The organism is Phyllobacterium sp. (assembly GCF_037994425.1).
Taxonomy (GTDB): domain Bacteria; phylum Pseudomonadota; class Alphaproteobacteria; order Rhizobiales; family Rhizobiaceae; genus Phyllobacterium.
On sequence record NZ_JBBNAM010000194.1, the window covers coordinates 1 to 17,286 of the forward strand.

Consider the following 17,286-nt stretch of genomic DNA (forward strand, 5'->3'; position numbering starts at 1 on the left):
GTCCGATCTACAGGGCAAAATCCGGCCGCGTGATCAGCGGTTATTCCGTTCTGCAGCCCCGCGTGACACCCTCGCTCACCACCGGCGACGACGCCTCGTTCCTGCAGCGCGTATTTTCAGTCAACCGCGGCATCGACCCCTATGTCTTCGCGGTCTCCGACGTTTATCAGGACGTGCTCGGCGAAGGCACCTTCACCGGCAAGGGGCTATACGACGTCGATTTCTTCGAAGCTGCGCTTGACGGCAAGATCGGCGAGAATTCGGTTCTCAGCCATGATCTTCTCGAAGGCGGCTATGCGCGCAGCGCCCTCGTCAGCGACGTCGAAGTGGTGGAAGATTATCCCACGGGTTACAATGTCGACATTTCGCGCCACCATCGCTGGACGCGCGGCGACTGGCAGCTGCTTCCCTATCTCTTCAGCACCAAGCCTGGCGTAACGGCCGTTACGCGCTGGAAGATGGTCGACAATCTGCGCCGCTCGCTGGCGTCGATCTTCTGGCTGATCGCGGCCATTGCGGGATGGACACTGCTTCCGCCGGGTCTTGCCACGCTTTGGCTGTGCTTCCTTATCTTCAGCATGTTCATCGTGCCGACGATGATCCTTTTCACCAACCTCGTGCCCACCGACATGAACCTGTCTCTCAAGGGGCATTTCCAGGCGATCCTTACCGACATTTTCTCCGGCGCGGCCGATATTGCCCTGCGCATTACGTTCCTCGCCAACATGGCCGTGCTGATGGGCGATGCGATCGTGCGCACCCTCTATCGCCTTTTCGTGTCGCGCAAGCATCTGCTTGAGTGGCGGGCGGCCGCCCAGGCCAAGACGAGTTCGCCGGATACACTCCAATACTATATCCAGTTGATGTGGCCGGCGACCGTCGTAGCGGTTATCGCCATCGGCCTTCCGCTCGCAGGCCACAGCCGCGCATGGTTCCTGGCAGTACCCTTCGCCGTGATCTGGTTCCTATCGCCGATGATCGCCTGGCTGGTCAGCCGGTCGGCCAAGCCTCTCGATGACCTCAACGTGCGCTCCTCGGACAAGAGCGAACTGCGTCGCATCGCGCGGCGCACGTGGCACTACTACGATACGTTCGTGACCAAGGAACAGAACTACATTCCTCCGGACAATTTCCAGGAGGACCCGCATCCGGTCATCGCGACACGCACGTCCCCGACGAATATCGGCATGTACCTTCTGTCGACCGTTGCGGCGCGCGATTTCGGCTGGATAGGGTTTAACGAAACGCTGACCCGCATCGACCAGACGCTCACCACGCTCGAGAAGATGGAGAAGTATCGCGGCCATCTCTACAACTGGTACGAGACGACGACATTGCGGCCGCTGCTCCCGCTCTACGTTTCGGCTGTCGATAGTGGCAACCTCGCCGGCCATCTCGTTGCCCTTTCATCCGCCCTTGAAAAATGGGCCGAGGCTCCATCGGTCTACCTCCAGAGCGATCTCGATGGGGTTCTCGACGTCAGCGACATCCTCGAAGAGGCGATCAACGATATTCCCGATGACCGCCGGGTGCTGCGGCCGCTGCGTCGCCGTCTTGAGGAGCGTGTGGCGAACTTCCGCCGCGCGATCACGACCATCAAGGAGGAGCCTGAAACAGCGTCGCTGCGCACAATCAACCTCTCGCTCTTTGCCGGGGATATCCAGCGCCTCACCGAGGAATTGCACGGCGAGCTCGAAAGCCCCGCCAGCGTTACCGCCAACGAGTGGGCGCTACTTCTCGTCAAGACCTGTCAGGCCCATACGGACGATGCCATCGGCTCGCACGAGGGCACGGACGTCCTGCGCGAGCGCCTGGTAACGCTTGCGACCCGCGCCCGCCAGCTGGCCTTCGACACGGACTTCACCTTCCTTGAACGCAAGGAACGCCGCCTGCTCTCGATCGGCTTCCGTGTTGAAACCAACGAACTTGATGCAAGCTGCTACGACCTTCTGGCATCGGAAGCCCGCCTCGCAAGCCTATTTGCCATTGCCAAGGGCGATATCCCCGTCGATCACTGGTTCCGCCTTGGACGCCTGCTCGTTCCCGTCGGCTGGCGCGGCGCCCTGATCTCCTGGTCGGGTTCGATGTTCGAATATCTCATGCCGCCGCTGGTCATGATCGAGCCGCTCGGCAGCATGCTCGACCAGACGAACAAGCTCATCGTGCAGCGGCAGATCGAGTATGGCGAGTCGAAGGATCTTCCCTGGGGAATTTCGGAAGCTGCCTACAATGCGCGCGACCCGGAAATGAACTATCAATACACGAACTTCGGTGTACCGACGCTTGGCCTCAAGCGCGGCCTGTCGAAGAACTATGTCGTGGCCCCCTACGCCAGCATCATGGCCAGCCAGTATCAGCCGGCTGAAGCGGTGAAAAACCTGAGACGCCTGCGCGACCTCGGCGCCCTTGGGCAGTACGGCTTCTATGACGCCGTCGACTTCACCAAGTCGCGTGTTCGGGAGGGCGAGGAATACGCGGTCGTCCGCAATTACATGGCCCACCACCACGGCATGTCTATCGTCGCGGTCAACAACGTCGTCTTCGAAGGCCGCATGCGGGAGCGCTTCCACTCAGATCCTGTGATCGAGGCGGCCGAACTGCTGCTGCAGGAAAAGGCGCCGCGCGAGATCCCGGTTCTCCAGGCCAAGGCCGAGAACCCGATGCGCAAGGCCGTCGAGAGCAGCGAAGAAACGCCCTCGATCCATATCATCGAAAACCCGCTGAGCGCCCCGCGCGCAACGCAGGTAATGTCGAATGGCCATTATTCGGTAATGGTCACCGCCAATGGCGGCGGCTACAGCCGCTGGAACGGGCTAGCGATCACCAGATTCCAGCCTGACATTCTCGAAAGCGGCTACGGCACCTTCCTGTTCCTGCGGGATATGGAAAGCGGCGACTGGTGGTCGGCGACCGGTGATCCGGTACGGGTCCCCGGCGAAAAGAGCATGACGATCTTCGCCGATTACAAGGCCGAGTTCATCAAGGAAACCGGCACCCTGCACACGACGGTGGAAACCATCGTCGCGTCCGACTCCGACGGTGAAGGCCGGCGTATCATCATCACCAATACCGGCACCAAGGACCGCATCATCGAGGTGACGTCCTATGCCGAACTCGTATTGACCAATGAGGACACGGATACGGCCCACCCGGCGTTTGCCAAGATGTTCGTCGAGACTGAGATCAACCAGCGTGGCGACACGATTTATGCGACGCGCCGCAAGCGCAACAATGACGAGCCGGATATCCACGTCGCCCACATGGTCAGCGACAGCACAGGTTCGATGCGCGAGGTCCAGGCGGAGACTGACAGGCGGGCCTTCATCGGCCGCGGCCGCACGCTGCGTAATCCTGCGGCATTCGACGAGGGAGCAACGCTCAGCGGCTCGCATGGCTTCGTGCTCGACCCGATCGCATCGTTGCGATGCCGCGTCCGCGTGCCGGCTCATAAGAAAGTGACCCTCGTCTTCTGGACGCTCGTGCGTCCCAACCGCCAGGAACTTGAAGATGTTGTCGGGCGCTTCCGTCACCCGGACTGCTTCGCGCGCGAATTCTCGCTCTCCTGGACGAGTTCCCAGGTTCGCCTGCACCATATTGGCATCAACCCCGATGAGGCGCAGGTATTCCAGCGCGTCGCAACCAGCCTTATTTATCCGGACAAGGCTTTGCGCATGCCGTCTGAAAGCATCGCAAGCGGCCTTGGCAGTCAGTCAGAACTGTGGCCCATGTCGATTTCCGGCGACTTCCCGATCCTTGCGCTGCGCATCGATGACGAAGCGGACATGGAGACGCTGAAGAACGTGTTGCGCGCCCATGAATACTGGCGCGCGAAAGGCCTGGTCGTCGATGTCGTTGTCATCAACGAGCGCTCTTTCTCCTATGCCCAGGATTTCCAGCGCGGGCTTGAAGCCATCTGCGAGAACAGCCGGGCCCGCGGTGCGCAACTTGGGCCGCGCGTTCACATCTTCACCGTCCGCCGCGATCAGATGAGCGACGCCAGCTACAACACGCTGCTCGCCTCGGCGCGGATCGTTATGCATGCGCAGAACGGCTCCTTGTCCGAGCAATTGAAGCGCATGGAAGGGTTGATCGCCGATCTCGCGCCCGCAGCGGAGACGGCCACGGGCAAGTCGGTCGCCACGGCCGATACGGGTCTTGAAGAGATGAGGAGCATTGCGCCGGCGCCGACGCAGTTGATGCGTACGCGAAGCCCGAAGATATCGGGCGATGACCTCGCATTCTGGAACGGCTTTGGCGGCTTTGACTTGAAGAGCGGCGAATATGTTGTCCGTCTCGGCGGCATCATTCAGACGCCGCAACCCTGGATCAACGTGATCTCGAATTCAACGTTTGGCTTCCACGTGGCGGCAGAGGGCGCCGGTTTTACATGGTCCGGCAATAGCCGCGACTACCAACTGACGCAGTGGTCGAACGATCCGGTGATCAACCGGTCGGGCGAAGCCATATATGTGGTCGATCTCGACAAGAATGTCGCCTTCGCACCCACCGCATCGGTGTTGCGTGACCCGTCTGTCCAGTACGAAACACGCCACGGCCAGGGCTATTCCACATTCCTTTCGCGCCACGGCAATATTGGTCTTGAACTCACGCACACCATTCATGTCGAGATGCCGGTGCGTGTGTCGCGGCTGAAGATCACCAACCATGGCGGTTCGACGAAACGCCTGCGCGTCTACGGCTTTGTCGAGTGGATGCTCGGCAATTCCCGTGCGAAGACCGCTCCGTTCATCGTGCCTTCGTGGGACGCCGAAACTGGCGTTCTTTTTGCCCGCAATCCCTATGGCATTGACCGCCGCAACAATGTGGCCTTCTTCGCGACCAGCATGAAGCCGAACTCGGTTACATCGGATCGCGCAGAGTTCTTTGGTGCGCTTGGGTCTGTGGACCGGCCAGTGGCGGTTCTGCAGGCGAAGACCCTTTCCAATGTCGTAGAGGCCGGAGGCGATCCCTGCGCTGCGCTCAACATCGATATCGATCTCGCTGCCGGCGAGACGAAAGAACTTCTGTTCTATATGGGCGACTCAAGCGGCCCTGATGAGGCACGCCGCATTCTGCGCGAGCAGAGCAAGCAGCCATTTGATGAGACGCTGTCTGCCTCAAAATCGCTATGGGCATCGTTCCTTGGTGGATTGCAGGTCGAAACGCCCGATGAGGCATTCAACCTGATGGTCAACCGCTGGCTGCCCTATCAGAGTCTCGCATGCCGCATCTGGGCGCGATCAGCCTTCTACCAGGCAAGCGGCGCCTTCGGCTTCCGTGATCAGTTGCAGGATACGCTGTCCATGCTGATTCTCGATCCGTCGCTCGCGAGGAAGCAGGTCCTCAACGTTTCGGCTCGCCAGTTCAAGGAGGGCGACGTCCAGCATTGGTGGCTACCGACAACGGGGGCTGGTGTTCGCACGAAAATTTCCGATGACGTCGTGTGGCTCGGCTATGCAATCGCCCATTATACCAAGGTCACCGGCGACATGAGCATACTCAACGAGCAAATTGCCTTTATTGATGGCCGAGCGCTCGAAGAGGGTGAACATGATGCATTCTACCAACCGACGATCTCCAGCGAGAAGGTAAGCGTCTACGAACATGCTGCCCGCGCCCTGGATCTCGCCATAGCGCGGACCGGAGCACATGGCCTGCCCTTGATGCTTACGGGTGACTGGAATGATGGCATGAACAGGGTCGGTGAAGATGGCAAGGGCGAGAGCGTCTGGCTAGGCTGGTTCCTCATCAGCACACTACGAGACGTCCTACCTATTGCCAGGACCTTCAAGGACACAGCCCGCATCGAGCGTTGGGAAGCACATATCGAACGTCTCAAGACATCCCTCGAAAAGGATGGCTGGGATGGGGAATGGTATCGTCGCGGCTACTTTGACGATGGTGCGCCACTTGGCTCCAAGAAGAGCGAAGAATGCAAGATCGACTCGATCGCCCAGTCCTGGAGCGTTCTTTCTGGCTATGGCGAGCCGGCGCGTGCGCGCCAGGCCATGCAATCGGTGGCGAAACATCTGATCGATGACGACGTCGACATCATCAAACTGTTCACGCCGCCATTCAACAAGTCTCGGCATGATCCGGGCTATATCAAGAGCTACCCGGTCGGTGTTCGCGAGAACGGCGGGCAATATACACATGCCGCGACCTGGGCTGTCCTCGCCATGGCGAAGCTCGGCGACGCGGACGAAGCCTATCGCTGGTTCAAGAAACTCAATCCGGTGAACCACGCGCTCAGTGCGGAGAAGGCCGAACTCTATCGCGTCGAACCCTATGTCGTTGCCGCAGACGTCTATTCGGTCGACCCGATGCGCGGGCGCGGTGGCTGGACCTGGTACACTGGCTCGGCGGGCTGGCTCTACCGCGTCGCAACGGAAGGCATCCTTGGCATTAGCCGCCAGAACGATCGTCTGTTCGTTGATCCCGCGTTCCCCTCGGATTGGGATGGATTCGGCTTTGTCCTTCGCAACGGCGATGCCACGTACTCCGTTGAGGTGCGACCTGCAACAAAGGGCGGCAAGAAGATCACCGTCAACGGCAAGAAACTTGCCAAGGCCGATAGCGGCATTCCGCTCGAAACATCTGGGGAACACAAGGTTGTTGTCGAGGTGCCCGCTGGCAGCATATCGATCGACGCCGTCTCTACTGCGGCAAAATGAGCGCTTTGGTGCCGCCGGCCTACGCTGGCGGCACCAAACGATCTGCCGATCTCCCCGCATAAAATTCCAGTTGAGAATCTTTGCAACTGAACCTGATTTGGCGCATAATCGCGGCATGAAGAATGCGATGAATCAGAAGCCAGATTACGAGAAGGAGTTGCGCAAGGCAGGCATCCGCATCACCCGCCCGAGGCGCATCATTCTCGATATCCTGACATCCACCGAAGACCACCCGGACGCGATGAAGATTTTCCATCGCGCCACTGAGATCGACGACAGCATCTCGCTGTCCACCGTTTATCGAACGATGAACCTTCTGGAGGAGATGGGGGCGATACACCGGCACGCCTTCAGTGGCGGCCCCTCGCGTTTCGAACAGGCGCGTGGCGAGCACCACGACCACCTGATCGATATCGATACAGGGGCCGTGATCGAGTTCAAATCGGAGAAAATCGAGCAGTTACAGGAAGAAATTGCCCGGTCGCTCGGCTACGATATCGTGCACCACCGGCTCGAACTCTACGCCCGGAAGATCAATCGGACTTCTTAGGGCTGAACGGGAAACGCTGAGTCTACGACTGACCCAATTCTTTGGCTTGCGCCGCGATCTTATCAAAGGGAGGCCGCCAGGGCGGTCTCCGGACATCAGGCTGCATTGGATGTTGGCTGGGCCGTGAGAAGCTCGTGGATCAGGTTTGCGTCATGGGCCGTGCGGAGCTTGGCGACGCGCTCGGGGTCGCGCAGCGTCCGGGCGATGCGAGACAGTGCCTTCAGATGATCTGCGCCGGCATTTTCCGGGGCAAGCAGCAGAAAGACGATGTCAACGGGCTGATCGTCGAGCGCTTCGAAATCGATCGGCGCATCGAGTTGTGCAAAAACGCCAGTGATGCGCTTCACGCTCGTGAGCTTGCCGTGAGGGATCGCAATTCCGTTGCCTACGCCTGTCGAACCAAGGCGCTCGCGCTGCAAGACCGTCTCAAAGACCTCACGCTCGCTCAGACCGGTCAAGGCAGCTGCCTTTTCCGACATGATCTGCAGAAGTTGCTTTTTGGAATTGACTTTCAATGCGGGCAGGACAGCGTCGGGCTGAATGAGATCACCCAGATCCATTATCTCTCTTCCTTCCAGTTACCGTCCGCGCCCATAATCGGGCGCGGACAGTAGTTCATGTTTATTTATCCACGGGCCATGTTTTGACCCGCCACGGTTGATGGATCGATCCAACCGATATTTCCGTCAGGGCGGCGATATACAATATTAACCTGAGTACTTCCAGAGTTGCGGAAGACGACCACAGGGCTGTCCTTCAAATCGAGCTCGACCACCGCCGAGGCCACACTCATGCTTCGAAGCGCCATCGACGTTTCAGCAACGATCGTTGGCGCGTAGTCTTCCGGAAATTCCTCGTCATCGTCGGGAACCGGTGCCATGACGCGATAGGACACGTCATCGAAAACACCGTTCGAACCCGGCGCCTGGTGGGATTTCAAACGGCGTTTGTAGCGCCGCAACCGCTTGTCCACACGTTCGCCCGCAGCATCGAAAGCAAGCAACGGGTCCTGAGCCTCTCCAGCCGCCTGGAGCACCGTGCCGGTATCCAGACGGACAAGGCAGTCTGCGATGAATCTTGAACCCTGTTTTTCCACTGTGACGTGGCCGGTATATCCGCCATCGAAGTACTTGGCCACCATCTCACCGATCCGTTCTTCGATCCGGATGCGGAACGCGTCGCCAATGTCCATATGTTTCCCAGATACACGCAGACTCATGATAGCTCACCTTCGTTGTGATTTCCGTTTACCAAACCAATCTACACCGATGTTGGAAGACGAGCAAAGGCATCCCGCAAACCGTACGAGCGCTTCATCACATTTCGCTTGCTGATTCTTCATGTCCAAACGCGCGCTTTCGCTCCGACCGTCGCAAAGTACCGGCGCTTCTCACTCCCTGACCGGACTTCTTTGGCCCGGTTCATCCACCCACTCAAAAAGAGTCTACACCTGAGTGATGGAGTAATCTAGAGCCCGGGTCTTTCTTGCGCACAGAAGCCTGCGCTTTCTTTTCCCGCCGCCTTTGTACGGACGAAGCAATGCTCATGGCCTCGCGATACTTGGCCACAGTGCGCCGGGCAATGTCGATCCCGTGCTCCTTCAGGAGATCAACCAGTGTATCGTCGGAAAGTATCTCATTTGGTTTCTCGGCATCGATGAGCTGGCGAATCTGGTGGCGAACCGATTGCGAAGAATGCTGTTCGCCGTCCTCGGTGGCCGAGATGGCCGCATTGAAGAAATAGCGAAGCTCAAAAACGCCGCGCTTGGTTAGCATGTATTTGTTGGCAGTAACCCGGCTGACGGTCGATTCATGCATACCGATGGCATCCGCAACCGTGCGCAGGTTCAACGGCTTCAAATGCGCGATGCCTTGCAGGAGGAACTGTTCCTGCTGCCTCACGATCTCCTTGGCAACTTTGAGGATCGTCTGGGCACGCTGATCGAGACTGCGGGTTAGCCAATTGGCAGTCTGCAGGCATTCGCTGAGAAAGGTCCTTTCCGCCGGAGAAGCCTTGGCCTTGGACAAAGTGGCATAATAGCTGTGGTTGACGAGCACCCGCGGAAGAGCGTCGGGGTTGAGCTCTATCCTCCACGTCCCGTCCGACGCCAGATCGACGAGTACGTCCGGAACGATGCTGTCTGCGACGCCTGACGAAAATGCAGTGCCCGGCTTGGGATCGAGCAGCTGAATTTCCCGCAGCATGTCGAGAATGTCCGACTCGCTCACCTGGCAGAGCTTCTTGAGGGTGTGGAAGTCGCGCTTCGCCAGAAGTTCCAGATTCTGCAACAGGGCCTGCATGGCCGGATCGAGTCGATTTTTTGCCCGAAGCTGAATGGCAAGACACTCTGCGAGGTCGCGGGCAAAGAGCCCAACCGGCTCGAAGCCCTGCATGGCGAAGACCAGTCGTTCCACATGCGCGGCCTCGACCGCCAGCCTTTCGGCGATTTCGTCGATGTCGGCGCGCAGATATCCCATCTCGTCCAGATGGTCGACAAGTTCGGCGGCGATGAGGCGATCGGCGGCACTTTCAAATGTAAAGAGAATCTGCTCACCAAGATGATCACGCAGGGTCAATGGAGATGCCGTGACATGTTCGAGGTTGAAGCCCTCGCCGCCCGAAGAAAGATAGCCGTCCCCCATCGACGATTTCCATTGGGAAGCAAGGTCGCCGGCTATCAGGTCATGAGTCCCGGGATCGTCCGGAAAAATATTCTCAAGTGAACTGTCGAAGGTCTCGGACATGGAGCCTGCGCTGATCGTCTCGCCGCTTGCCAGCCAATGATCGTCCGCACCGTTGGGGCGTTCGTCCCGCGCGTCCAGATCGATCGCGGATGCCCTGCCGAATTCGCTGTCCTCCGCCGGACTGCGGTCTGCAGGATAGGCCCTTTCCTCGATCCCCAGATAATCGCCATTTGACTCGTCGTGATCGAGCAGCGGGTTCTTCTCGATTTCCTGCTCGATGAACTGCTCAAGCTCGACGTGAGTCAACTGCAGCAATCGAATCGACTGCATGAGCAGCGGCGTCATCACCAATGCCTGGGTTTGCCTGAGATCGAGTTTCGGCGTCAAAGCCATGAGGACGGGGGCACTCCTGTACGAAAGTCCTTGCGGAAGTACACAACTGGCCCAATCCTTGCTTGTCAATCGCAAGGAGCTCAAAAACCTTCGGCTGCGGCATTTTTGAATCGGCAAACCCGGAAAATTGCGCGTCTCGTGCGCCGAATCACGCAAAAGTTGCAGGCTTAGAGACTGAACTGGTCTCCAAGGTAGAGCCGCCGAACATCGGGATTGGCAATAATTTCGTCCGGTCTTCCATGCGTCAGCACCTGTCCGGCGTGGATGATATAGGCCCGGTCGATCAGTTTCAGCGTCTCGCGCACATTGTGGTCGGTAATGAGAACGCCAATGCCCCGCCCAGTCAGATGCCTAACCAATTGCTGAATGTCCGCAACCGCAATCGGGTCAACACCGGCAAAAGGCTCGTCGAGCAGCATGAAGTTTGGCCGGGATGCCAAGGCACGGGCGATTTCAAGACGACGGCGTTCACCGCCAGAAAGCGAAATCGCGGGTGCTTTACGCAAATGCGCGATATGAAACTCTTCCAGCAGAGAATCGAGTTCCTGGGCGCGTGCGCTGCGATCCTTCTCGACAATTTCGAGAACTGCCTTGATGTTGTTTTCTACCGAAAGCCCCCGAAAAATCGAGGCCTCCTGCGGCAAATAGCCGATACCGAGGCGCGACCGGCGATACATCGGCATGGTCGTTACGTCGAACCCGTCGATCTCAATGGTACCCTTGTCGACTGGAACGAGGCCCGTCACCATATAGAAGCAAGTGGTCTTGCCCGCCCCATTAGGACCAAGAATGCCGACCGCCTCACCAGCGCGAACCCCGAACGAAACCCCGTTCACGACCTGGCGACCATTATAGCCCTTGGTGATTCCGCGCGCGACGAGCGTGCCTTTCATGCGATCGATGGCGGCCGGATCGGCAGGGCGCATCTCATGCGAAAGACTAGAGTCGGGCCGCGCGGCGCTCTTGCTTGATGTGCGACGTGAAAAAAATGACACTTAAAGCTTTTCCGCCGGTTCAATTCTTTGGTTGATTGTTGGGCGCGACCACAATTGAAACACGTCCGGTCTGGCCGCTCTTGCAGCTTTCTAGCTGGGCTTCGCCGGTCTTGAGTTGCGCGGTCAGCTTGCAGCCGACAGCAACGTTGTCGCCTTGCGTCAGAACGACCTTGTTTCCGGTCAGCACAAGCACTTCCGTCTTCATGTCGAAAGTGCCGTGATCTCCGGTTGCCACCTGATCATTGGATTTGACATAGACTTTGTCATTGACCTCGAGATGGTCGATGTCCTGCGAGCCGCCAAGGCCGCCGGACTTCGGCGCGTCTGCTGCAGGCGCGGGGTCGCCCTCTTTCTTCTTGATATAGTAGACGATCATCGAGCCGGCCTTGAGCAGCGTCGCGCCCTGGACGACCGTGACGTTGCCCGTGAAAGTAGCGGTACCTTCCTTGTCGTGGACGACAAGCTTGTCGGCGTCGATCTGTATCGGCTGATCACCCGAGAGCTTGATACCACCGCCGGGCGCATTCTCCTGCGCAATGGCCGCAGCGATCATCGATGATGCCAACAATCCTAATGCAACGGTCGAAATGCTAATCAGTCTTGCCCCGCGCGACATCATATTCTCTCCTAAAATTCGGATATTCCCACAAAGTCAGTGAGCGAGCGCCAATACTACTCGACTGATTTGACTGCGTCTGTACCTTCTTGCCGTTTTGTGGGCTGAATGACAAGCCTTACTCGCTTCTCAAAGGTCATTACCTTGCCGCTTTCGCTGATCTGCATCGTATCCGCGGTAATACTTGAAGTGCTGTTGCGTATAATGACCGGATCATTTGTCGACATGGAATTGCCCGCAATATCGATATCTGCCGACTTCATCTGCGCAGTGATACCATCGGACGTCGTGAAGTTGATGTCGCTGTCGAGTTTCAATTGCCGGTTGGCGTTGTCGAACACGCCCGACTTGGCCTGGACCGTCGCACGCATGTCCTTGCCGAGAGGGAGCTCGGCACTAATGCCCTGGAGCGAAATGACGTTGGTGTTTCCGACTTCCTGCAACGCTTTCACGGCGCTCATCTTGTAAGGAAGCTTGTCCTTGGTAAATCCGTCGAGCTTCGGATTTGTCATCACAAGCTTACCGTTCTCCAGTGCGGCATTCTCAAGCGAGATGTTGCTGGGCATGCTGGTCGTCGAGAAGAACGTGTACCAGGAGAAGACCGCAGCACCGATAAGCGCAGCCGCAGGCAATGCAAATTTCAGGAAGCGCACGCGCCGTGAATGGCGCTCTGCGGCGCGAAAAACCGTCGTATCCTTGTCGGAAGCCGCAAACTGACGTGCCACCTCCGCATGGTGATCAACACCAGCAGCAGCATGGACGACGTGCGAATGCGTATCGTTTCTCTGAAGTGACATGGGCCTTGCTGCTACTACGGATTACAATAGTGTGGCTACTTGGACGCCAATATGGTTATTTTTCGATGAAATGGGCGAATACATATCGCGCAAGTTGCACCGGAGCCCACACGTATGCCGTCGGCGAGCGAGATACAAGGTCCAAGTACATATAATGACGCCGAGGGCCGGGAGCAACGAATAGAATCAGGCCCTAGACTTCACTGTCCCGATATCGCAGAAGATTGTTCATACCGACCTTGAGAACGAATGGATAAGACGATGGCAAACACGGCTGACGCAATAATTGACAGACGGCGCCTACGCAGAAAATTGACCTTCTGGCGCATATTCACGCTGCTGATTGTCGCTCTTGCATTGATTTTGTTTTATTTCTCGATGGCCGGGTCAGATGGGTTTTCCGGCAGGTCGGCGCCGCACATTGCCAAGGTGCGCATTGAGGGCACGATCTTCGAAAATGAGGAATTGCTCAAACGCCTCAAGGACATTGCGGATTCAAGAGCCGTGAAGGGCGTTATTCTGTCCGTCGATTCCCCTGGCGGAACAACAGCAGGGGGAGAAGCGATCTACGAGGCCGTTCGCAAGCTCGCCGGCAAAAAACCCGTCGTGGCGCAAGTCGGCACGCTCGCGGCCTCGGCCGGCTACATGATCGCCAGCGCTTCCGACCATATCGTTGCCCGCCAGTCTTCGATCATTGGCTCCATCGGCGTACTGTTCCAGTATCCGGATATTTCGCAGCTGCTCACCAAGCTCGGCGTCAAGGTCGAGACCATCAAGTCGAGCCCGCTCAAGGCCGAACCCAATTTCTTCAATCCCGCCAGTGACGAAGCCAAGGAGATGATCCACCGCATGATCATCGACTCCTATGATTGGTTCGTTGGTCTCGTTCAGGAGAGGCGCAAGTTCACCCATGAGCAGGCCCTGGCTTTGGCGGATGGATCGGTCTTTACCGGCCGGCAAGCCATCGCCAACAAGCTCATCGATGAACTTGGCGGCGAGGATACGGCGATCGGCTGGCTCAAAACCAAGGGTGTCAACGAAAAATTGCCGGTTGTCGAATGGAAGCCCGTGGAAAAATCGTCGCTTAGCCTCTTCTTCTCCGATTCTGCGGCGAAAATGCTCGCCCGCTATCTTGGTATTCCCGAAGAAAGCGCTGGAATGCTGAATCAGCTCACCGGAGACCGCATGTTCCTTGACGGACTCATTTCTGTTTGGCACGTTGACGGCAAGCCTGTCGGGGCGCAATAAGAGATATTAAACATATAAGATCAGTGACATAGTCTTAAGGTAGGGGCCTTTGCCAATGTCCTCCTGATCTTGAACCGAAAGGGAACTCGCTGTGATCAAATCAGAGCTCGTGCAGATCATTGCCAACCGCAACCCGCATCTGTTTCAGCGCGACGTCGAGAATATTGTCGGCGCCATCTTCGATGAGATCACGGATGCACTGGCTGAAGGCAATCGCGTCGAGCTTCGCGGGTTCGGCGCGTTCTCGGTGAAGAACCGTCCTGCGCGCAGCGGCCGCAATCCGCGTACCGGCGAAAGCGTCGAAGTCGAAGAGAAATGGGTGCCTTTTTTCAAGACCGGCAAGGAGCTTCGCGACCGTCTCAATACCAATAGCTGAGGTTCATCGAACGGGCGAGTGAAGCGCGCCGGGAGGAAAGCATGATCAATCGCATTATCGTCGTCCTCGTGCTGGTGCCGCTTGCCGTCGTTCTCATTGCGCTGTCAGTCGCGAACCGCGGCGCCGTAACCCTCACCATCGATCCCTTCAATCCGGGCAACCCTGCGCTTTCCTATACCGCTCCGCTTTTCGTGTGGCTCTTTGCAGCTCTGATCGCTGGACTCATCCTCGGCAGTTTCGCCACCTGGTACAATCAGGGCAAACATAGAAAACTGTCGCGCCAGCGTAAACTCGAAGCGGAACTTCTGCGCAAGGAAGCCAAGAAAGCATCCGCCGAGACGGGTGCGACCCCGAACCTTCCCTCGCTTCATTAGGGTAACAAAAACCCAAGCAAACCCAAGGAACAAGTAATGAAACTGATCTCCCCGGCCGAGGTCGACAGGCTATTGAACTGGCCGGACATGATAGACGCCATCCAACAGGCCTTCCGTCAGGGTGTCATCCAGCCCGTCCGCCATCACCACACAGTTGAACGGCCGGACGGCGCGGCATCGACCTTGCTGCTTATGCCCGCGTGGTCGGATTTCGAAGCGCTCGGCGACTCCTCCAAGGGTTACATGGGGGTGAAGATCGTCACGGTATCGCCAGACAACGGCGCATTGGCGAAGCCGGCAGTGATGGGGGTTTACCTCCTTCTCGACGGCAAGACCGGCGAACCCAAGGCGCTCATCGATGGACAGCGGCTAACCCTGTGGCGCACCGCCGGTGCATCGGCCCTTGCCGCCCGCTACCTTGCGCACGAACAGGCGTCGAAGCTTGTCGTACTGGGCGCGGGCGCGCTTTCCGGTTTTCTCGCCCGGGCGCACAGCGCTGTGCGACCCATCAAGGAGATCTCGATCTGGAATCGCAACGTGCCAAATGCTGAAAAGGTGGCCGCTGAGCTTGCCGCGGAAGGCTTCAATGCGAAAGCGGTTTCCGACAAGGATGCCGCGATCGCCGAGGCCGACATCATAACCGCGGGGACACTTTCGACCGAACCGCTGGTTCTCGGCAGGCACCTGAAACCTGGCGCGCACGTCGACCTCATCGGTGCGTTCACCCCGGCCATGCGCGAGAGTGACGATGAGTGCATCAGGCGCGCCCGCGTCTTTGTCGACACCAAGGATGGTGCCATGAAAGAAGGGGGTGATATCGTGCAGCCGATCAAGACGGGTGCCGTGAGCGAGGAACACGTCATCGGCGATCTGTTCGATCTGACGCGCGGGACAGTCAAAGGCCGTCAGTCCGATGAGGAGATCACTCTTTTCAAGTCGGTCGGCGCTGCACTCGAGGATCTCGCCGCCGGAATCCTCGTTTTTGAGAAGGCAAACACCGCTCCGGCGGCATGACTGCTCGAATTTCGCTTTCGCCCTGTCACGTCTTGGCTTAGAGCCTTTTGAGGAACAGATAGGAAAAGCAGCGTTTGAAACCATCCGGCGGAAAGACCAGGAAGGCGAAGGGTATGGCGGCCAAGGCCAACCCCGCGAAAGGCATTGCTCAACGGCAGAGCCCCACGAAGCCGCGCCCGCAATTTGCCAAACAGGTGCGTACGCCCGCCATCGACACGCCTGCACAAAGTGCCGCGAAGGACGCTTCGCCGAAACGCGTGCTCGTTCGTCGATCCGGGACGCGCCCGCAGGAGCGAACGGGCCTAATTCTCGAAACCCAACCTTCCAACGACTACGCTCTCCTTGACAGCGGCAATGGTCTGAAGCTCGAGCAATATGGGCCATACCGTATTGTCCGGCCCGAGGGGCAGGCGATTTGGCTGCCAGCCTGGGACAGGACCGAATGGGACAAGGCGGACGCTGTGTTCACCGGCAATACGGACGAAGAAGGTGTCGGACGTTGGCATTTCCCCAAAATACCGCTCGGCGAAACATGGCCGCTCGCTTTTGACGGGTTGCCGTTCTATGGCCGCTTCACCTCGTTCCGGCATGTCGGGGTATTTCCCGAGCAGGGAACCCATTGGGCCCACATGGACGGCCTGATCCGTAAGGCCAAACGGCCGGTAAAAGCGCTCAATCTTTTCGGATATACAGGCGTTGCCTCGCTTGTCGCCGCACGCGCCGGCGCGGAAGTCACCCACGTGGACGCTTCGAAGAAAGCCATTGCCTGGGCCCGGGAAAATCAGGAAGTGGCCGGTCTTTCAGGCAAGCCCATCCGCTGGATCTGCGAAGACGCCATGAAGTTCGTGATGCGCGAGGAACGCCGCGGTAGCTCTTACGACATCATCCTGCTCGATCCGCCGGCCTATGGTCGCGGACCTGGCGGTGAGGTCTGGCAACTCTTCGACAATCTGCCAGATATGGTTGACCTCTGCCGGGCCATCCTCTCGCCAAATCCGCTTGCTGTCGTGTTGACAGCCTATTCCATCCGAGCGTCGTTTTTCGCGATCCATGAACTGATGCGCGATACTTTCACCGGTCTTGGCGGTACGGTGGAGTCAGGCGAACTCATCCTGCGCGAACGCTCGTCGGAGCGCGCGCTGTCCACCTCGCTTTTCAGCCGCTGGGGCAAAACATGACACGACATGACGACCATCATCGCCGTACGGGATTAGCCCGCCCCGGCAAGGTCAAGGAAGTCACGAGCCTGACGAATCCGATCGTCAAGGATCTGCGCGCCCTTGCGATGAAGAAGTATCGCGACCAGCAGGGCGTCTTTCTCGCCGAAGGGCTGAAGCTGATCATCGACGCGCTTGATCTCGGCTGGACGATTCGGACGCTCGTCTATTCCAAGGCGGGCAAAGGCAATTCCCTTGTCGAACAGGTGGCGGCACGTACCATCGCCAAGGGCGGCGACGTTCTCGAGGTCAGTGAAAAGGTCATCGCTGCCATTACACGGCGCGACAATCCGCAAATGGTCGTCGGTGTCTTCGAACAGAGAGTCCAGCCGCTTGCCACTATTAAGC

At 58.2% G+C, this 17,286-nt stretch carries 14 protein-coding genes; 8 read left to right on the forward strand and 6 right to left on the reverse strand.

Annotation, left to right across the window (positions count from 1 at the left end; translation table 11 throughout):
* A partial coding sequence (locus tag AAAB35_RS13795) for a glucoamylase family protein (RefSeq protein WP_340668859.1) occupies window positions 1–6,674 on the forward strand: 6,674 nt, incomplete at its 5' end.
* Between the two features lie 127 nt (window positions 6,675–6,801).
* Complete coding sequence (locus AAAB35_RS13800) at window positions 6,802–7,224, forward strand: Fur family transcriptional regulator (RefSeq protein ID WP_340668861.1); 423 nt, start codon at window positions 6,802–6,804, stop codon at window positions 7,222–7,224.
* A 95-nt stretch (window positions 7,225–7,319) separates the two neighbouring features.
* Here the strand turns inward: AAAB35_RS13800 and ptsN are convergent, their stop codons facing one another.
* From ptsN to lptC, 6 genes are all read right to left on the reverse strand, one after another.
* Window positions 7,320–7,784 (reverse strand): PTS IIA-like nitrogen regulatory protein PtsN, encoded by a 465-nt coding sequence (gene ptsN / locus AAAB35_RS13805; RefSeq protein ID WP_340668863.1) that lies wholly within the window; start codon window positions 7,782–7,784, stop codon window positions 7,320–7,322.
* 65 nt (window positions 7,785–7,849) lie between these two features.
* A complete protein-coding gene (raiA, locus tag AAAB35_RS13810) occupies window positions 7,850–8,443 on the reverse strand; it encodes a ribosome-associated translation inhibitor RaiA (RefSeq protein ID WP_340668864.1) in 594 nt (197 codons plus the stop codon).
* Between the two features lie 214 nt (window positions 8,444–8,657).
* The gene (rpoN, locus tag AAAB35_RS13815; RefSeq protein WP_340668865.1) at window positions 8,658–10,301 is read right to left on the reverse strand and encodes an RNA polymerase factor sigma-54; all 1,644 of its coding nucleotides are present in this window, start codon (window positions 10,299–10,301) and stop codon (window positions 8,658–8,660) included.
* A gap of 167 nt (window positions 10,302–10,468) precedes the next feature.
* Complete coding sequence (gene lptB / locus AAAB35_RS13820) at window positions 10,469–11,227, reverse strand: LPS export ABC transporter ATP-binding protein (RefSeq protein ID WP_027230621.1); 759 nt, start codon at window positions 11,225–11,227, stop codon at window positions 10,469–10,471.
* A gap of 88 nt (window positions 11,228–11,315) precedes the next feature.
* Window positions 11,316–11,912, reverse strand: a complete 597-nt coding sequence (locus AAAB35_RS13825; protein WP_340668873.1) for an LptA/OstA family protein — start codon at window positions 11,910–11,912, stop codon at window positions 11,316–11,318.
* Between the two features lie 56 nt (window positions 11,913–11,968).
* Window positions 11,969–12,709 (reverse strand): LPS export ABC transporter periplasmic protein LptC, encoded by a 741-nt coding sequence (gene lptC, locus AAAB35_RS13830; protein WP_340668866.1) that lies wholly within the window; start codon window positions 12,707–12,709, stop codon window positions 11,969–11,971.
* Between the two features lie 261 nt (window positions 12,710–12,970).
* On the opposite strand from lptC, the gene sppA reads away from it, so the two are divergent.
* From sppA to AAAB35_RS13860, 6 genes are all read left to right on the forward strand, one after another.
* On the forward strand, window positions 12,971–13,957 hold the full coding sequence (gene sppA, locus AAAB35_RS13835) for a signal peptide peptidase SppA (RefSeq protein ID WP_340668867.1): 987 nt from the start codon (window positions 12,971–12,973) through the stop codon (window positions 13,955–13,957).
* 91 nt (window positions 13,958–14,048) lie between these two features.
* Entirely contained in the window at window positions 14,049–14,333 is a 285-nt protein-coding gene (locus tag AAAB35_RS13840; RefSeq protein ID WP_340668868.1) for an integration host factor subunit beta, read from the forward strand.
* 41 nt (window positions 14,334–14,374) lie between these two features.
* On the forward strand, window positions 14,375–14,707 hold the full coding sequence (locus AAAB35_RS13845; protein ID WP_340668869.1) for a LapA family protein: 333 nt from the start codon (window positions 14,375–14,377) through the stop codon (window positions 14,705–14,707).
* Between the two features lie 36 nt (window positions 14,708–14,743).
* Window positions 14,744–15,721 (forward strand): ornithine cyclodeaminase family protein, encoded by a 978-nt coding sequence (locus tag AAAB35_RS13850; RefSeq protein ID WP_340668870.1) that lies wholly within the window; start codon window positions 14,744–14,746, stop codon window positions 15,719–15,721.
* A gap of 74 nt (window positions 15,722–15,795) precedes the next feature.
* Window positions 15,796–16,899, forward strand: coding sequence for a class I SAM-dependent rRNA methyltransferase (locus AAAB35_RS13855; protein WP_340668871.1), 1,104 nt, complete (start codon window positions 15,796–15,798; stop codon window positions 16,897–16,899).
* The coding region (locus tag AAAB35_RS13860) for an RNA methyltransferase substrate-binding domain-containing protein (protein ID WP_340668872.1) at window positions 16,896–17,286 on the forward strand (391 nt) is incomplete at its 3' end. The genes AAAB35_RS13855 and AAAB35_RS13860, both read left to right, overlap by 4 nt.

Coding starts and splice junctions, on each gene's coding strand:
- lptC (WP_340668866.1), bottom strand. CDS start 12,709: ATGTCACTTCAGAGAAACGATACGCATTCGCACGTCGTCCATGCTGCT.
- AAAB35_RS13825 (WP_340668873.1), bottom strand. CDS start 11,912: ATGTCGCGCGGGGCAAGACTGATTAGCATTTCGACCGTTGCATTAGGA.
- sppA (WP_340668867.1), top strand. CDS start 12,971: ATGGCAAACACGGCTGACGCAATAATTGACAGACGGCGCCTACGCAGA.
- raiA (WP_340668864.1), bottom strand. CDS start 8,443: ATGAGTCTGCGTGTATCTGGGAAACATATGGACATTGGCGACGCGTTC.
- ptsN (WP_340668863.1), bottom strand. CDS start 7,784: ATGGATCTGGGTGATCTCATTCAGCCCGACGCTGTCCTGCCCGCATTG.
- lptB (WP_027230621.1), bottom strand. CDS start 11,227: ATGCGCCCTGCCGATCCGGCCGCCATCGATCGCATGAAAGGCACGCTC.
- rpoN (WP_340668865.1), bottom strand. CDS start 10,301: ATGGCTTTGACGCCGAAACTCGATCTCAGGCAAACCCAGGCATTGGTG.
- AAAB35_RS13850 (WP_340668870.1), top strand. CDS start 14,744: ATGAAACTGATCTCCCCGGCCGAGGTCGACAGGCTATTGAACTGGCCG.
- AAAB35_RS13845 (WP_340668869.1), top strand. CDS start 14,375: ATGATCAATCGCATTATCGTCGTCCTCGTGCTGGTGCCGCTTGCCGTC.
- AAAB35_RS13800 (WP_340668861.1), top strand. CDS start 6,802: ATGAATCAGAAGCCAGATTACGAGAAGGAGTTGCGCAAGGCAGGCATC.